The organism is Nocardia flavorosea, assembly GCF_015477805.1.
Taxonomy (GTDB): Bacteria; Actinomycetota; Actinomycetes; order Mycobacteriales; family Mycobacteriaceae; genus Nocardia; species Nocardia flavorosea_A.
Genome location: NZ_JADLQL010000006.1, coordinates 264,702 through 280,158, shown reverse-complemented (window position 1 = coordinate 280,158; position 15,457 = coordinate 264,702). Strand labels below are relative to the sequence as shown.

Genomic DNA, 15,457 nt, shown 5'->3' with positions numbered 1-15,457 from the left:
AATGTACGATATGTCCGCGGAAATCGACGTCCGGGCCGACGGCCCGCTGCGTATCGTCACCCTGAACCGGCCGGACGCGCTCAATGCTGTCGACGACGCCCTGCACACCGGGCTGGCCCGGCTGTGGCCGCGGCTGTCCGAAGATGCCGGGGTCCGGGCCGTGGTGCTCACCGGCGCCGGTAAAGCGTTCTCGGCGGGCGGGGATTTCGCCTATCTCGAGGAGCTCGGCCGCGATACCGCACTGCGCGAGAAAACCATCGCGCACGGCCGCGATATCGTCCTCGGAATGGCGCGCTGCCGGGTTCCGGTGGTGGCCGCGGTCAACGGGCCGGCCGTCGGTCTCGGCTGCAGTCTGGTCTCCCTCAGCGATATCGTCTATATGGCCGAAAGCGCCTATCTCGCCGATCCACACGTCCAGGTGGGACTGGTCGCCGCCGACGGCGGGCCACTGACCTGGCCGCTGCACACCAGTCTGCTGCTGGCAAAGGAGTACGCGCTCACCGGTGCCCGGATCCCCGCCGAACGGGCCCGGGAAATGGGGCTGGCCAATCATGTGGTCGCCGATCCGATGGCCGAAGCGCTGGCCTGCGCGAAACGGATCGCCGAAATGCCGCGCCAGGCCGTCGAGGCCACCAAACGGGTACTGAACATGCAGCTGGAAAAGGCGGTGCTCACCTCCTTGGACTACGCGCTCACCGCGGAATACCAGTCGTTCCAGACCGACGATTTCCACACCACCATCACCCGGCTCACCTCGAACCAGAAATAGGCCGTCATCCCACGGCACAGCGGCGACTGCCGATTTGCCGGATTTCGGCGCAGCGCTGCTATTCGTTGCGCACCTTCGCCGTCCACGACCCGGCGGGGCCACGCGGCGGCGGGCGTGAGATCGCCGGACAGGGCTGGAGGGGCTACGGCTCGGACGATGCCCGCCGGTACTGCCACCGGCCGCAATCCCTATGTGGCGGTGCGCCGCAGTGACGCGAGGCGGCTGTCGGTGACCGGTTCTATTCTCGGCCGATGGACGCATCATGCTGTGAGCACCATCCGTTTCCGGAGTACCGGCCGGCTTCCCTGGGATCCTGCGAGGGAACTCTGTCGGAGAACCCGGTGACCGGCGCCCCGGAACTGACCTGGAGCGTATCCTTCACCGGCTGGCCGGACGAGGAATCCGGGGTGAACTTCGAAATCGAGTCGATTCCGTTCACTGTTCGGTCCTGGCGTGAGCTCGCGGGTGCCCGCGCCGAATGCGAGGAATCGGGTGAGCCGATCGAGGCGTACCTGTACGACGGTGAACACAGCTATTTCGATTATGTGCGAGTCGAGGTGTTGGGCCAGGTGGGCTCCACGGTGCGATTCGCGATCGACCTCGCGGAATGCGAGGTCGATCGCGTGAAGGTGGAGCCCGAAGGGGATACCTGGGTCGATATCGACCGGCTCCGGGTTGTGGTCGACACGGAGTTCGAGGGCATAGCCGTGCATACGCCGGAACACCGGTTGTCCGATTTCATCGATACCACCGGTTTGGTCTTCGACGCTTCCGACCACACGTATCGACCGGGCGGCGACTGATCGCCGGCGGCCGGTACGCGGGTTACCGCTGCCGGCGAGCAGCCCGTTGCGCCGGAAGAACTGCGGCCGCCCTGTTGCTGTCCGGCTGTCCGGTACTCACTTGGGCGGGAACCGCAGAGCGCCGTCGAGCCGGATGACCTCGCCGTTGAGATAGTCGTTCTCCACGATCGACTGGACCAGTTGCCCGTATTCCGGCGAGCGGCCCATCCGCTTCGGAAACGGGATCTGCGGCGACCAGTACTGTTCGAGCTGGTCGGCGGCCTTGCCGTAGGCGGGAGTGTTGAAGGTGCCCGGGGCGATGGTGACCACCCGGATGCCCAGTGGGGACAGGTCCCGGGCCGCGACCAGCGTCATCCCGATGACCCCGCCTTTGGCGGCCGAGTAGGGGAGCTGGCCGATCTGCCCCTCGTAGCCGGCGACAGAGGCGGTGTTCACGATGACCCCGCGCGAACCTCCGTCGGTGGGATCGGATTCGGCGATCGCCGCGGCGGACAACCGCATGACGTTGAAGACCGCAGTCAGATAGAACTCGATGGTGGTGCGGAAACCGTCGAGCGCCAGCGGGGAACCGTCCTTGCCCACGAGCCGCCCGCCGCCGGCGGGGCCGCCGTGGGTATCGACGGAGATGCGGAGCGGGCCGAGCGATTTCGCTTCCTCGATGGCCGCCTGCACCGACTCCTCGCTGGTGGCGTCGGTGTGCACATAGCGGATACCGAGCTCGCCGGCCAGTTCCTTGCCCTTGTCGTCGGCGACATCGGCGACCACCACCTCGGCTCCGGCGGCGTGCAGTCGCCGAACGGTCGCTTCGCCGAGCCCGCCCGTACCGCCGACGACAATCGCCGAACATCCCTGGATCTGCATAGCGCTACCCTCTATTGCGATTATCGCTCTCAAATTGAGAGAATACTATTCTCATAAATATCGGCAAGATCGTCGACGTGGCGGAAACTGGAGAGAACTGATGCCCGAAGCCGTGATCGTATCCGCGCTGCGTACCCCGATCGGTACCGCCGCGAAGGGAACCTTGCGCGAAACCACCGCCTTCGACCTCGCCCATCATGTGGTCGAAGCCACGGCCGAACAGCTGGAAACCGATGCGCCCGTCGACGATCTGATCCTCGGCGAAGGCCGCTACGGCGGCGGCGTGATCGCCCGCCATGCCGCGATCACCGCCGGGCTCACCGGAGTCCCGGGCCTCGCGCACAACCGGCACTGCGCGGCCGGGATGGCGGCCGTGCAGACCGCGGCGGCCGGAATCCGGGCCGGAATGGACCGTTTGGTGCTGGCGGGCGGGGTCAACGCCGATTCCACCGCACCCCGGGCACGGTTCCGGGTGGGGCAGGACGAATGGGTGGATCCGTGGACCTCGCCCTCGCATCCGGACCGTCCCGACGCACCGAACCTCGATATGTCGATCACCGTGGGCTGGAACGCCGCGGTGAAATCCGGGATCACGCGCGAAGAACTGGACGCCTGGGCGCTGCGCTCGCACCGCAACGCCGTCGCGGCCATCGACGAGGGCCGTTTCGACGACGAAATCGTGCCCATCGACACCCCGTTCGGCCAGTTCGCCGTGGACGAGCACCCCCGCCGCACCACCACCATGGAGAAGCTGGCCTCCCTGAAGGTCCTGCATCCCGAAATCGAAGGATTCTCGATCACCGCGGGCAATGCGGCCGGCGCCAACGACGGCGCCGCACTGCTCACCGTCGCCAGCGACGAGCTGGGCCTGCCCGCCCTGGCCACCATCCGGTCCTGGGCCTCGGTGGGCGTCGACCCCGCCGATACCGGCCTCGCCCCGGTCGAAGCGATCGCCAAGGCCGCGCAGAAGGCCGGGATCTCGTTGAGCGAGGTGAAACTCTTCGAGATCAACGAAGCTTTCGCCTCGGTACCCATCGCGGCCGTTCGTGCCCTGGACCTGAACCCGGACCTGGTGAACGTGAACGGCAGCGGCTGTTCTCTGGGGCACCCGGTAGCCGCGACGGGAGCGCGGATGATCGTCACAACTGTGCACGAATTGCGCCGCCGCGGTGGCGGACTCGCAATTGTGGCGATGTGCGCCGGCGGCGGTATGGGCTCGGCGACAGTCCTCGAAGTCGCCGCTGCGTGAATCGCGTTCCGCCGGCGCCACGGCACTGTCTCACATCACAGCGCGCCGCCCGGGCGGCGACGGCACCAGCCCGAACCCCGGTGCTCGGGTTTTGGAGCCGAAGTGGTCGGGCCTGGAACCGGGGTGGCCCGGTCTGGAACCAAGCTGGGTGCGCAGTTGTGCGGTGCCGAATGGCCGGTGGTAGCACTGCCCGGCCTGTTCACCCGGCCGCCGCATAGGCACGCGGCCGGGTGCGGTGTGGCGATGTCGGCCGGTGGCTACGGGACGAGAGTTACTGGGCAGCGCCGTGATATGGCGACGATGCGATGTGGAGGAGCGGAGGAGTGGAGAACCCAGGCCGAGAGGTCCGCGCACTTCACGAGGCCGGTGTCGGCGGCAAGAATCCGGCAGAGTTGATCGCTGCCGCGCGCGGCGGGTCGGTGCGCGCGGCGGGCCGGCTGCTGACCCTCATCGAAGGGGAGCGGCGCGACGAGGTGCTCGCACTGCTGGAACCGGCGACGATCCGGGTGGTGGGGTTCACCGGGCCACCCGGCGCCGGTAAATCCACCACCATCGCCGCGGTGGTCACGGCCTACCGATCACAGGGATTGCGGGTGGCCGTGCTGGCCGTGGACCCGTCCTCCCCGTACAGCGGCGGCGCCCTGCTCGGCGACCGGATCCGGATGGCCGCCCATATCGACGATCCGCAGGTGCTCATCCGCTCGATGGCCACCCGCGGGCATCTGGGCGGGCTTTCGGTGGCTGTACCGGCGGCGATCCGATTGCTGGCGGCGTTGTCCTACGACCTCGTGGTGATCGAATCGGTGGGTGTCGGCCAGTCGGAGATCGAGATCGCTGCCGTGGCCGACCCCACCGTCGTAGTCCTCACCCCGGGGGCGGGCGATGCGGTGCAGGCAGCGAAGGCCGGCCTGCTCGAGGTCGCCGATCTGCTGGTCGTGAACAAGGCCGACCGCCCCGGCGCAGACCGGACGGTGCGGGAACTGCGCGCCGAATCCGATGCGCCCGTTCTCACCGCGGTCGCCGCGGACGGCACCGGGATACCGGACCTGGTCGCAGCCGTCGACGCACACCACCGCGCCGATACCGCCGACCGCCGGGCCGCCCGGGCCAGATCGCAGATTCTCTCACTCGCGCACAGCCGGCTGCGCACCCATCCCGCACTCGATACGCTGGCCGCCGCGGTTGCCGCCGGGCGTTGCGATCCGTACACAGCCGCCCGACGTCTGCTACCGCTCCCGACGGCCGCGAATCCCGAAGAAGACAGCGTAACCGCGTGAACACCGCGATATCCGTCGCGTCGGGTGCACTGTCCGGCTACCAGCTCATCCGGAAGACAGCGTCCGGGCTCGTGGCGCCGGAACCGAACACGGTGCCCAGTGCCCCGGCTGGAGTGCGATCAGACCATCGTGCCGGGCACGGCGGCGATCAGCCCGCCGTCGACCACGATGTCCTGTCCGTTGACGTACGACGCCTGGTCGGAAGCGAGGAAGGCGACAGTGGCGGCGATATCCGCCGAGGTGCCGAGCCGGCCCGCCGCGACCGTCGACACCGCCGCGGCCTGTGCCGCCGCGGAGACGTCGGCGAGATAGGACGGAGTTTCGATATACCCCGGGCTGATGGCATTGACCCGGATCCGGCGCGGAGCCAGTTCGGCCGCGAGCGAGCGTGCGAGATTACCGGTCGCGGCCTTCGTCGCCGAGTACAGGGCCGCAGCCGGTACACCGCGATGGACCGCCCATGACGAGGTCACCACGATGGCGCTGTTCTCCGGCATCAAAGGAAGCGCCTTCTGAACGGTGAAGAACACTCCTTTGAAGTTGATGGCGACCACGCGATCGAAGTCGTCCTCGGTGATCTCCGCGGTGGGCACGAAGGCGGCGGTCCCGGCGTTGGCGAACAGTACATCGATACGGTTGTGGCGGTGGCGAATCCGGGCCACCAGCGAATCGAGGTCCGCGATATGGGCGACATCGCCGGGGATCGCGAGTACGCGGTCGCCGGAATCGAATTCCCGCACCGCGGCATCGAGCCGGTCGCCATCGCGGCCGGTGATCACCACCTGTGCGCCCTCGTCGAGCAGCCGGCGCGCGGTGGCCGCGCCGATCCCGCTGCTACCGCCGGTGACCAAGGCGACTTTGCCCTCGAATCGAGGTGTCTCGGTGTGCATCCGGAATCCTCTCGCATGTGTTGCTCGGTTCGATCAACATCGAACCGAGTGGAAAAAATCCCGGACTGCATCGGTGTGGATAACCAGTGGCCGCCGGTCTCGGCGTGGGTTCAGTGATAGTGGCCGAAGCCGTGGAGGCGGGCGTCGGCGGATTCAGGGCCGGAAACGCAGCAGGGCTTCCTGTGCGAAGGAGGCCACCAGGGTGCCGTCCGCGGTGAGCACGTCACCACGGCCGTAGGCGCGGCCGTGCGCCATGACCAGGCCGGCATGTCGTAGCAGCAACCAGTCGTCGCTGCGGAACGGGCGGTGGAACCACAGCGTGTGCGAGGTGGTGGCGGAGGTGAATTCGGTGCCGTTGCCGCTGTGGTCGAACCCTTCGAGCGGGCGTAGAACGGTGCCGATGACATTGAGATCGGTGGCATACGACACCAGACCCGGAGCGAGTTCGGCGCCGACCTCGGGCGTGCGCATCCACAGGTCGTACTCGGCCGGGCCGGCGGCCTTGTCGCCGAGGTCGGTGAGCGACCGGGTCTCCCAGGGGATCAGGCCGATATCGACGGTGTGCGCCGGCCCCGGAACCGGTGGTACCGCACCGATTTCCTGGTTCGCCCGCCCCTCCTCGAACGCTGTCATCGACAACAGTGCGGTGGCGATCACATCGCCCTTCTGTCGAGCCACGACGGTGAGGGTGGCGAAGGAGCGTCCGCGATGCTGCGGCTGCACCACGTAGTAGACCGGGGCGTCGCTCTTTCCCTCGCGGGCGAAGATGACGTGGACGGATTTCACGGTTTTGTCCGGGCAGGCGAAAACCGCGGCACGCAGGAACTGGGCCAGCAGCTGGCCGCCGAAGAGCCGATGGTATTCCAGCTGCTGATTCGGGCCCTCGAATACCGAGAGGGTGGCCTGCGGGTCCGGCTCGGGTGCCTCGGCGTCGGTCTGCGGGGCGGTGGGGTGTAGGCGCAGGTCCATGCAGGCGAGAAGGTCGGTCCAGAGATCGGGCATACAGCGAGTGTAAACCCGCATCTCTGATTTTAAGAACGCTATTCTCGCCTAGTTTCCGCGAGCGAACCCCTTGGCGCAGAACTCCCAGATCTCCTCGGCCGAAATGGGATAGGCGGTCTCATCGTCGATTCCGCCGTTGGACTGTGCCGTGAACATCACGGTCTGCATCACCATGGCCGCCATCCGGCGCGGATTGACCTCTTCGCGCAGCAGGCCGTCCTTGTCGGCGTCGACCATGAGTTCGGTGAACAGGGCCAGTAGTGGTGTGTGTGCGACCTTCACCTGAGCCGGATGGCTGACCAGCAGCTGGGGGGCGAAATCGGTGAACAGCGGCCGCTGGGCGGTCGGATCCGGACGGCACAGTTCGTAGAGGAGTTCGACGGCGAGCTGTAGCCGCTCCAGGGTGTTGTCCTTACCCGCGGCGGCCGCGCGGATCTGGTCCGCGGTACGGCTCAGGGCATCCTCGAACAGTGCCAGCAGGAGTTCGTGCTTCCCGTCGAACTGCAGGTAGAAGCTGCGCAGGGACTGTTTCGACCGATCCACGACCTCCTGGACCGTGAAATCGGTAGTGCCCTTTTCGGTGATGATCGCCTGGGCGGCATCGAGAAACCGCTGCACGCGCTGTTCGGCCCGCAGCTTCGCGGTGCGGATCGACCGCTCGACCGCACGCTGTTTCCAGGCCGGTTCTTCGCTGGGGCTGGTCACCGGGCGGCCCGTCCGATCCCGTCGATCCCATATGAGGAGAACATGGGTGCACTGTACCGGAGAACGTCCCATGTCCGGGCAGGCACGTCCGGTGTTCGCGCTATATTGGAGACTATTAATTTCATCACAAGAGAATGCTATTCTCCTGAATGTAACGCAACCCCGCCCAACAGGAGGCAGCCCGGATGCTCTTCGAGTTCGATGCCGACCAGCGGCTGCTGCGCGATACGGTCCGGGAGGTCACCGCCAAAGAATGCCCCGCCTCGGTGATCAGGGAGATTGTGGACGCGGGGGCGGATACCGGCCGGTTGTGGAAAACCTATGTCGAACTCGGCTGGACCGAACTCGTGGAGCCGGAAGCGGCCGTGGAACTCGGCATCGTGCTCGAAGGGCTGGGCCGGGCCACCGATCCGACGCCCTACCTGGCCACGATGACCCAATTCGCGCCGCTGGCGGGCCCGTCCGGAATCGCGGACGGGCCCGGTGCCGGGGTCTTCGACGGTGTCACCGCGGTTCGTGACGGTGCAGGCTGGCTGCTGCGCGGTACTGCCGGTCAGGTCCTGGACGGCGACCGCGGTGACCGGCTCGCGGTCGTCACCACGGCCGGTGTGTTCGTCGTTCCCGCGCAGGCGGTCGGCGCCCGGCGCGTCGAGGTCTTCGATCCGGTGTTGCACATCGCGGAGGTCACCTTCGACGACGTCCGGGTCACCGACGCCGAACGCACCGGCGCCGATCCCGAACGCGCCCGGCAGCTGGCGCTGACCGGTCTCGCGCTGACGACGGTGGGCGCCTGCCGGCGCGTCCTCGACCTGGTGCTCGACCATGTGCGAACGCGCCGGCAGTTCGATACCGCGATCGGGGCGTTCCAGGCGGTGCAGCACAAGGCCGCCGATATGCACCTGGCCATCGAACGGGCCCGTGCCCTCGGCTACTTCGCGGCTTTGTGCCTGGCGCACAACGATCCGCGCCGCAAACTCGCGGCCGCGATGGCCAAGGCGTCGGCCGGAGAGTGCCAGTCGGTGGTTTTCCGGCACGGTGTGCAGCTGTTCGGCGCCATGGGGTTCACCTGGGAGAACGATCTGCAGTTCGCGATCAAACGGGCCAAGGCCGGCGAATTGCTGTTCGGCGGCGCGGCCATACATCGGGCGGTGGTGGCCCATGAATATCTCGCCGCCCACCGCTGACCGGCGACACCGTGCGATCGGGCGCTGGTGTGCCGGCCGCAGGTCGCCCGGCGGGGGAACGTAGACAGCCGGGTGGCGCAGAAACGAAATACGTGCACCGGGCGAGTCCGGTGCCTCCCGGAACCGAGGAGTATTGTCTTGTCCTATATCGACTATTCCGTCGCCGACAAGGTCGCGACGATAACGCTGAACCGGCCCGAGGCGGCCAATGCGCAGAATTCCGCATTACTCGACGAACTGGATGCCGCGTGGACTCGCGCGGCCGACGACGACGATGCCGTGGTGATCGTCTTGAATGCGGCCGGAAGACACTTCTCGGCAGGGCACGATCTCGAGGACGACAGCTGGCCCAAACCGGAAAAGATCACGCTCGACTGGATCTATCGCACCGAGAGCCGTCGGTATCTGGAATACACACTGCGCTGGCGTAATGTGCCCAAACCCTCGATCGCGGCCGTGCAGGGCCGCTGTATCGCCGGCGGGCTCATGCTGTGCTGGCCGTGTGATCTGATCGTCGCCGCGGACAACGCACTGTTCTCCGATCCGGTGGCGATGATGGGTATCGGCGGGGTCGAATACCACGGTCATACGTGGGAACTCGGGCACCGTAAGGCCAAGGAGATCCTGTTCACCGGCCGGCCGGTCACCGCGCAGGAGGCCGAGCAGGCCGGGATGGTGAATATGGTGGTACCGCTCGCAGAGTTGCCGGCCAAGACCGCGGAACTGGCGGGCCGGATCGCGACGATGCCGCCGTTCGGGTTGCGCCAGGCCAAGCGTGCGGTGAACCAGACCATGGACGTGCAGGGTTTCTACGCCGCGATCCAATCGGTATTCGATATCCATTCCACCGGGCACGGAAACGCACTCAGTGTGAGCGGCTATCCGATTCTGGTGGATCTGGAGCAGATGAAGACGAATATGCAGTAGTGCAACGGGGGATCGTTACCGTTCGCCGCGGCGCCGATCCCCCGTATCGAAGAAACGACGCCGAGGCGGAAACGGCGGCCGGGGATTCTTTCGTCTCCCGCCGCCACCGGTTCGACCGCCCCCGCCGCGGCCTCGCCGGCGACCGAGAAAGCGATCACCGACGCGTTCGTCACATTCTTCGACGGTAAAAGCCGCGCCCGCGGCCCGGGCCGGCCTGGTCGAGAAAAGGGGGCGAATTCCGGCCGATGCTCGAGGGGATGGCGGCCGACCCGCGTGCGACCGGGACGAGTGTCACCGTTTCCGCAGTGGAGATCGTTGACGATGCGACCGCCGATGTGACCTATACCCTGCTGCTGGCCGACAAACCGGTGCTGCCGGACCAGTCGGGGCAGGCGATCGGAGAGGGTGATACCTGGAAGGTCGCCGCGATGACCTTCTGCGCGCTGCTCGCGGTGCAGGGTACGGGCGAGGTGGTTCCCGCCTGCGGCTGACCCTGCGCAGCAGGCGCTGGGGAGCGCCCGGTGCGGAAGGGGAGTGCGTCGTATCGGTTGCGCAGTATCGATACGACGTCTCCGCCGTTTCTGGAGCGACCCGGCACGAGGGCTTTCCGGCGGGTGGCATCCGCCCGCCGACCGGCCGGACTGTTAAACCGAAGCGCCCTCCGGCAAATTCGGTGAAATCCGCTGTAGCCGAGGTGATGCCGGGCTAAGCTCCCCGCGGCGTCCGTGGAACGTGGTTTCCGCTGAAGCCGATCATCACTCTTCAGAAAGACGAACCGATGTCACGACGACACCGGGTAGCGCGAACTGCCGCTGCCTGTGGAGTCGCGCTCGCGTTGAGCGCGGTCACGGGCTGCGGCAACTTCTTCGGGCCCGACAACTGCTATGTACTACCCACGACCGAGGCGCCCGCCACCGAAGTCGCCGCGGGAAACCCCGGGGCGGCCGCTCCGCAGCCGGGGGCGGTCACATCGGACTCGCCCGCTGCCGCTGCCGCGGCGATAACCGGTGTCTACCAAGCATTCTTCGCCCCCGCGACCTCCACCGAAGACCGGATGGCGCTGGTGGAACGCGGGACGGATTTCGAAACCGAGATCTCCGGGATGGCCAGCCATATTCGCACCGCGCTCACCACGGTCGAGATCGCCGATGTGATCGTCCTCGACCCGGCGCACGCCGAATTGCGTTTCACCTTGAACATCTCCGGCAATCCGGTGGTGCACAACCAGGTCGGGCACGCGGTGCGGGAATCGAACGGCTGGAAGATCTCCGCAACCACCATGTGCGGTTTGGTGGCGATCTCCGGAGGTATGTCGCAAGCCTGCGCATAGAACGATCCCCGATGCCGGTACTTCTTCGCTCGGCGTGTCCCGGGCCGCGGCGCGGGATACTCAGTTCGCCGCAAAGGATGGCGGGGCTGCCGCACCGGCCGGGAGCCGCAAGCCCGGCCGTGTCGATCCGCCGCCGCGGCGGTGTTTCGTAGAGCGGCCGATCGCCACGGGCGGTCGGCCGAGTGAGGCGACGAGCACGACGGGCCACCGTCGCACATGGTGTCGGCGGCCGCTTCGATAGTGGTGCATCCGCCCAGTTCGCGCCGATCACGTCGACCGATCACGGGAGCGCCAGGGCCGCTCTGGCCGATCGTCTGCCGCACGGTGTACCCAGTCGGCGCCCGAGCCCGGCGAAACGACCTTCGGCGGTACGCACCCAGAGCTGCCGGATCGGTGGGTCCGTCCCGAGCTGCGTATGCGGGACAGGAAAGCGTTCTGCAGTGATCGGACCTACAACTGTGCTAGCCGGGGCGCGTACCCGAGTTCGCGCAGTGTCGCACCCGCCTCGCGGGTGAGATCCCGGGAACTGCCGAGTAATCCGTCCAGCACCAGAACCCGCCGATAGTGGCGATGGAATTCGTGCTCGGCGGTGAAACCGATACCGCCCAGTACTTGCTGGCAGTGGCGTGCAGTCGTCAGTGCCGCGCGGCCTGCGGCGGCCTTGGCGAGTGCGGCAGCGAGACAGTCGTAGTGCTGCGGTACGGCGGACTCGGGGTGGGCCGGATGCCGTGCATCGGCGGGACCCACCGCGAGAGCGGCCTCGGCTCCCTCGATGGCGACCAGGCTTTCGGCCAGCCGATGCCGGATCGCCTGGAATCCCGCCACGGGTTTGCCGAACTGCACCCGCTCGAGTGCGTGCCGACGGGCCAGCCCGAGTGCGGCACGCGCGGAACCGGTCAGCCACCAGCCCAGCGCGCGTCGTGCGTGCGCGAGCGGAACAGCTTCCGCTGCCGCGGAATCGCTCGGCGAACCGACCACGCGCAGCGGAAGCTCGGGATCGAGCGCTGCGGCCCGGTCGGCATCCCGATACCGCCCCACACCGTTGCCGCTGCCACTGTTGCCACCGCTGCCGCTGGTGCTGCTGCTGGTGCCGCCGCTGCGGCTGGTTTCGTTGTTGGCGCTGCTGCTGGTTTCGCTGCTCCTGCCGCTGCCGCTTTCGTTGTTCGGGTTGCCGATGCCGACGCCGACAGCGGGTGCTGAGCCGTCGGTGACTTCGGGGCCGTCCTGCCAGAGCACCCAGCGACCGCCGGTGAACGGTAGTGGCACCGGTTCCCCGAACGGCCGGCCCGCCGCATAGGTGACCACATCGTTGATCAGCGGTGCGTGGGCGCCGGTCTCACCGAGGAGACGGAACACCAGGGGCACGGCGATATCGACGGTATCGTCATCGGTGAGCAGGTCGAGCCAACCGAGGTCGTGCAGCGCGGAACAGAGTTCGGCGCCGGTGGACGTTGCCATGGTCTTGCGTAGCGAATCGGTGAGCAGAGTCTGTTCGGCGGCGTCCACCGCTCACTCCTTTCCCAGGCCGAGCAGGCGGCGGGCGATGATATTGCGCTGGATCTCGGCGGTGCCCCCGTAGATGGTCGCGGCGCGGGAATACAGGAATTCCGGGCGCCATTCGGTATCGGCGAGTTCGATTTCGCCGGGCAGCAGATCGCGGGCGGTATCGAAGAGTTGCTGTTCGGCGGAGGCCAGCAGCACCTTGTCGATCGAGGTGTCCGGGCCCAGCGCGGCACCGTCGGCCAGGCGTCGCTGGGTCGCTCGGGACCGGCACCGGACGGTGTGCAACGCCAGGTAGGCGGCGCCGAGATCGGCATCGTCGGCGCTCGAGGACTGTTCCAGGAGGCGATCGAGCCGGGTGAACAGGTGCGCGATCCGATGCCAGAAACAGGTCGACCGTTCGTAGGGCAGCAGATCCATCGCGACCCGCCAGCCGTCACCGGGCCGACCCAACATCCGTGCCTCGGCGACCACCACCTCGTCGAAATAGACCTCGGCGAATTCGTCGACCCCGTGCATGGTGCGCAACGGCCGGACCGTGATCCCGGGGGTGTCCATATCGACGAAGAACGCGGTGATCCCATCGTGCCCCGGACCGGTACGGGTGAGCAGCACACAGCGGGCAGCGAACTGCGCGAGGCTGGTCCACACCTTCTGTCCGTTGATCACCCATCGGTCGCCGCGTCGTTCGGCGCGCGTCCGCAGGGAGGCCAGATCCGATCCGGAACTCGGCTCGGAAAAACCCTGGCACCACTGTTCGCTGCCATCCAGCAGCCGGGGCACCATTTCCGCGGCCAGTTCCGGGCGGGCGTAGGCGATCATGCTGGGGGCCAGCACCTCCACCATGGAATAGATTCCCGGCTCGGCCAGACCGCGGCTTGCGACCTCCTCGCCGAGTACCGCCCGCAGCAGCGCCGGCCCGCCCAGCCCGCCCACTGACTCCGGCCACCCGTACCGCATCCACCCGGCCTCGAACAGTGCCCGCCGGACCCGGCCCAGTTGCGCGACCTGCGCATCGAAACCGGGTTCGGGACCGGGGGAGAGATCGTTGTCGTCCAGCCAGGCACGCAACCGCGACCGGAACTCCCCGGCACCCATGGTGCTTCCCGGATCAGACTTGCTCATGCCGTATCCCCCGGACATGGGTGGGGGCTTGTGTGGTGACGCGGCACCGCCACCTCCGGGCCGATTCGCTCATGCCGTTTTGCCCAGGACATGAGCGAGCGCCTTGCGTCGTGGCGTGACGCTGCTTCCTCCCGCCTGACCCATTCATATGGTGTTCACGGGGCATGTGCGGGGGCCCTGCGTGGTGACGCTGCGCTGCCGCCTGCGGGCCTGACCCGTTCATGCCGACGGCCGCTCGAAGGCGTGGGGGATACCGGAATCGTGGTCACCGCTGCGCCGGATGAAGGTCATTGCCCGGGTGGCCAGCCGCCAGCCTTGTGCGGTGCGCCGGTAGGTGTCGGTGTAGTAGCCGATACGCATATCGTGGGTCGACTGCTCCACGAAACACAGCGGCTGGGTGCCGGTGCCGGTATCGCCGTCCAGTTCGATCAGTGGGGTTGCGGTGAGGAACAAGCCCTTCGGCGCCGCGGCGACGAGTTCGGGGAACACGTCGAGGGTGTAGGTGTCGCCGAAGGCGCGGTAGCTGCCGTCGGTGGTGAATACGCCGATCAGGCCGTCGATATCGCCCTTGGTGATGGTCACCGCGTAGCGGGCGAGCAACTGCTGGATCTCGATCAGGTCATCGGTTGCCGCCATAGACCTTTCCGCCTTTCATCACGAACCGCACCTGCTGGGTGACGGTGATATCGGCCAGGGGGTCGCCGGGTACCCCGATCACATCCGCCAGCAGCCCTTCGGCGAGCCGGCCGCGGTCGGAGACCTGGATGAGTTCGGCCGCGACGACCGTTGCCGCGCGCAGTACCGATAGCGGATCGAGTCCGCGCTCGACCAGTGCCACCAGTTCGTCGGCGTTGCGGCCGTGCGGGATCGCCGGCGCGTCGGTGCCGACGGCGATCTGCACGCCCGCGTCGAAGGCGGCTTTGACCGAGGTCCGGGCGCGAGGGAACATCTCGGCTGCCTTGGCCTGGAGCTCCGGCGCCGCCTCGGAGACATCCATGGCATCGGCCAGCCGCGTGGTCGGCACCATATAGGTGCCCTCCCGGACCATGAGGTCGATGGCTTCGTCGTCGATCAGGAAACCGTGTTCGATACAGTCGATCCCGGCGCGGACGGCCTCTTTCACCGCGTCCGCGCCGTGGGTGTGCGCGGCCACCCGCAGGCCGCGGCGGTGCGCCTCGTCCACGATCGCGCACAGTTCCTCGGTCGAATAGTGTTGTGCGCCGGGCGCGCCCGTCAGCGACATCACGCCGCCGGAAACGCAGACCTTTATCAGTTGGGCGCCGTGTTTGATCTGATACCGCACCGCCTTGCGTACCTCGTCGACACCGTTGGCGATGCCCTCTTCGAGGGTCAGCTTCAGCACATCGGGGGCGAAGGCCGAGAACATGGTGGGATCGAGATGCCCGCCGGTGGGGGTGATGGCATGGCCCGCCGGCACGATCCGCGGACCGTCGATCCAGCCGGCGTCGATCGCCTTGCCGAGCGCGACGTCCAGCAGGTATCCGCCGGTCTTGACGAACAACCCGAGGTTGCGCACCGTGGTGAACCCGGCGCGCAGCGTACGCCGGGCATTACCGACCGCGCGCAGCATCCGCAGTGGCGGGTCGTCCTGCACCGAGGAACTCAGCCCGGTTTCACCCTGGCCGCCCATCAGGAGGTTGACCTCCATATCCATCAGCCCCGGCAGCAGGACGAGATCGCCGAGGTCGATGACCTCACCCTCCGGTTCCCCGCCGACGCCGACGATCCGGTCACCGTCGACGCGCAGGATGCCGGGCCGGATGATCTCGCCGGAATCCACATCGAGCAGCCCGGCGGCTCGTAGCGTCAACACG

The 15,457-nt window shown here is 67.4% G+C and carries 16 protein-coding genes; 8 read left to right on the top strand and 8 right to left on the bottom strand.

The features are described from left to right. Nucleotide 1 precedes the first annotated feature (1 nt). Both IU448_RS25275 and IU448_RS25270 read left to right on the top strand, forming a co-directional pair. Complete coding sequence (locus IU448_RS25275) at nucleotides 2-769, top strand: enoyl-CoA hydratase/isomerase family protein (RefSeq protein ID WP_195058185.1); 768 nt, start codon at nucleotides 2-4, stop codon at nucleotides 767-769. Between the two features lie 251 nt (nucleotides 770-1,020). Beyond that, nucleotides 1,021-1,572, top strand: a complete 552-nt coding sequence (locus IU448_RS25270; RefSeq protein ID WP_195058184.1) for a hypothetical protein — start codon at nucleotides 1,021-1,023, stop codon at nucleotides 1,570-1,572. Between the two features lie 96 nt (nucleotides 1,573-1,668). Here IU448_RS25270 and IU448_RS25265 read toward each other — a convergent pair whose 3' ends face one another. Beyond that, a complete protein-coding gene (locus IU448_RS25265; protein ID WP_195058183.1) occupies nucleotides 1,669-2,433 on the bottom strand; it encodes an SDR family NAD(P)-dependent oxidoreductase in 765 nt (254 codons plus the stop codon). A gap of 100 nt (nucleotides 2,434-2,533) precedes the next feature. Here IU448_RS25265 and IU448_RS25260 point away from each other — a divergent pair, with 100 nt between their 5' ends. Together IU448_RS25260 and meaB are read left to right on the top strand one after the other, a co-directional pair. Next, complete coding sequence (locus IU448_RS25260; protein ID WP_195058182.1) at nucleotides 2,534-3,682, top strand: thiolase family protein; 1,149 nt, start codon at nucleotides 2,534-2,536, stop codon at nucleotides 3,680-3,682. A 392-nt stretch (nucleotides 3,683-4,074) separates the two neighbouring features. Next, nucleotides 4,075-4,959, top strand: a complete 885-nt coding sequence (gene meaB, locus IU448_RS25255) for a methylmalonyl Co-A mutase-associated GTPase MeaB (RefSeq protein WP_228814308.1) — start codon at nucleotides 4,075-4,077, stop codon at nucleotides 4,957-4,959. A gap of 119 nt (nucleotides 4,960-5,078) precedes the next feature. Here meaB and IU448_RS25250 read toward each other — a convergent pair whose 3' ends face one another. From IU448_RS25250 to IU448_RS25240, 3 genes are all read right to left on the bottom strand, one after another. Next, entirely contained in the window at nucleotides 5,079-5,849 is a 771-nt protein-coding gene (locus IU448_RS25250) for an SDR family NAD(P)-dependent oxidoreductase (RefSeq protein ID WP_195058180.1), read from the bottom strand. Nucleotides 5,850-6,002: 153 nt separating this feature from the next. Continuing rightward, nucleotides 6,003-6,851 (bottom strand): acyl-CoA thioesterase, encoded by an 849-nt coding sequence (locus tag IU448_RS25245; protein WP_195058179.1) that lies wholly within the window; start codon nucleotides 6,849-6,851, stop codon nucleotides 6,003-6,005. Nucleotides 6,852-6,899: 48 nt separating this feature from the next. Then, nucleotides 6,900-7,556, bottom strand: a complete 657-nt coding sequence (locus tag IU448_RS25240; protein ID WP_195058178.1) for a TetR/AcrR family transcriptional regulator — start codon at nucleotides 7,554-7,556, stop codon at nucleotides 6,900-6,902. Nucleotides 7,557-7,741: 185 nt separating this feature from the next. Here IU448_RS25240 and IU448_RS25235 point away from each other — a divergent pair, with 185 nt between their 5' ends. From IU448_RS25235 to IU448_RS25220, 4 genes are all read left to right on the top strand, one after another. Then, a complete protein-coding gene (locus tag IU448_RS25235; RefSeq protein WP_195058177.1) occupies nucleotides 7,742-8,740 on the top strand; it encodes an acyl-CoA dehydrogenase family protein in 999 nt (332 codons plus the stop codon). Between the two features lie 138 nt (nucleotides 8,741-8,878). Next, a complete protein-coding gene (locus IU448_RS25230; RefSeq protein WP_195058176.1) occupies nucleotides 8,879-9,667 on the top strand; it encodes an enoyl-CoA hydratase in 789 nt (262 codons plus the stop codon). Between the two features lie 257 nt (nucleotides 9,668-9,924). Further along, nucleotides 9,925-10,158 carry a hypothetical protein gene (locus tag IU448_RS25225; RefSeq protein WP_195058175.1) on the top strand — a complete coding sequence of 78 codons (234 nt, stop codon included), beginning with the start codon at nucleotides 9,925-9,927 and terminating at the stop codon, nucleotides 10,156-10,158. A gap of 344 nt (nucleotides 10,159-10,502) precedes the next feature. Beyond that, complete coding sequence (locus tag IU448_RS25220; protein WP_195058174.1) at nucleotides 10,503-10,997, top strand: hypothetical protein; 495 nt, start codon at nucleotides 10,503-10,505, stop codon at nucleotides 10,995-10,997. Nucleotides 10,998-11,447: 450 nt separating this feature from the next. On the opposite strand, the gene IU448_RS25215 is transcribed toward IU448_RS25220, so the two are convergent. From IU448_RS25215 to IU448_RS25200, 4 genes are all read right to left on the bottom strand, one after another. Further along, nucleotides 11,448-12,503 carry an acyl-CoA dehydrogenase family protein gene (locus tag IU448_RS25215; RefSeq protein WP_324188715.1) on the bottom strand — a complete coding sequence of 352 codons (1,056 nt, stop codon included), beginning with the start codon at nucleotides 12,501-12,503 and terminating at the stop codon, nucleotides 11,448-11,450. 3 nt (nucleotides 12,504-12,506) lie between these two features. Further along, nucleotides 12,507-13,595, bottom strand: a complete 1,089-nt coding sequence (locus tag IU448_RS25210; RefSeq protein ID WP_195058329.1) for an acyl-CoA dehydrogenase family protein — start codon at nucleotides 13,593-13,595, stop codon at nucleotides 12,507-12,509. Between the two features lie 246 nt (nucleotides 13,596-13,841). Further along, nucleotides 13,842-14,258, bottom strand: a complete 417-nt coding sequence (locus tag IU448_RS25205; protein ID WP_195058173.1) for a nuclear transport factor 2 family protein — start codon at nucleotides 14,256-14,258, stop codon at nucleotides 13,842-13,844. Then, nucleotides 14,242-15,456, bottom strand: coding sequence for a metal-dependent hydrolase family protein (locus IU448_RS25200; RefSeq protein WP_195058172.1), 1,215 nt, complete (start codon nucleotides 15,454-15,456; stop codon nucleotides 14,242-14,244). The genes IU448_RS25205 and IU448_RS25200 overlap by 17 nt, the downstream gene beginning before the upstream one ends. Nucleotide 15,457 lies beyond the last annotated feature (1 nt).

What these genes read in the sequence shown, in the direction of transcription:
- IU448_RS25265 (WP_195058183.1), bottom strand. Translation starts at nt 2,433, where the DNA reads ATGCAGATCCAGGGATGTTCGGCGATTGTCGTCGGCGGTACGGGCGGG.
- IU448_RS25205 (WP_195058173.1), bottom strand. Translation starts at nt 14,258, where the DNA reads ATGGCGGCAACCGATGACCTGATCGAGATCCAGCAGTTGCTCGCCCGC.
- IU448_RS25250 (WP_195058180.1), bottom strand. Translation starts at nt 5,849, where the DNA reads ATGCACACCGAGACACCTCGATTCGAGGGCAAAGTCGCCTTGGTCACC.
- IU448_RS25275 (WP_195058185.1), top strand. Translation starts at nt 2, where the DNA reads ATGTACGATATGTCCGCGGAAATCGACGTCCGGGCCGACGGCCCGCTG.
- IU448_RS25260 (WP_195058182.1), top strand. Translation starts at nt 2,534, where the DNA reads ATGCCCGAAGCCGTGATCGTATCCGCGCTGCGTACCCCGATCGGTACC.
- IU448_RS25225 (WP_195058175.1), top strand. Translation starts at nt 9,925, where the DNA reads ATGGCGGCCGACCCGCGTGCGACCGGGACGAGTGTCACCGTTTCCGCA.
- IU448_RS25210 (WP_195058329.1), bottom strand. Translation starts at nt 13,595, where the DNA reads ATGGGTGCCGGGGAGTTCCGGTCGCGGTTGCGTGCCTGGCTGGACGAC.
- IU448_RS25235 (WP_195058177.1), top strand. Translation starts at nt 7,742, where the DNA reads ATGCTCTTCGAGTTCGATGCCGACCAGCGGCTGCTGCGCGATACGGTC.
- IU448_RS25270 (WP_195058184.1), top strand. Translation starts at nt 1,021, where the DNA reads ATGGACGCATCATGCTGTGAGCACCATCCGTTTCCGGAGTACCGGCCG.
- IU448_RS25245 (WP_195058179.1), bottom strand. Translation starts at nt 6,851, where the DNA reads ATGCCCGATCTCTGGACCGACCTTCTCGCCTGCATGGACCTGCGCCTA.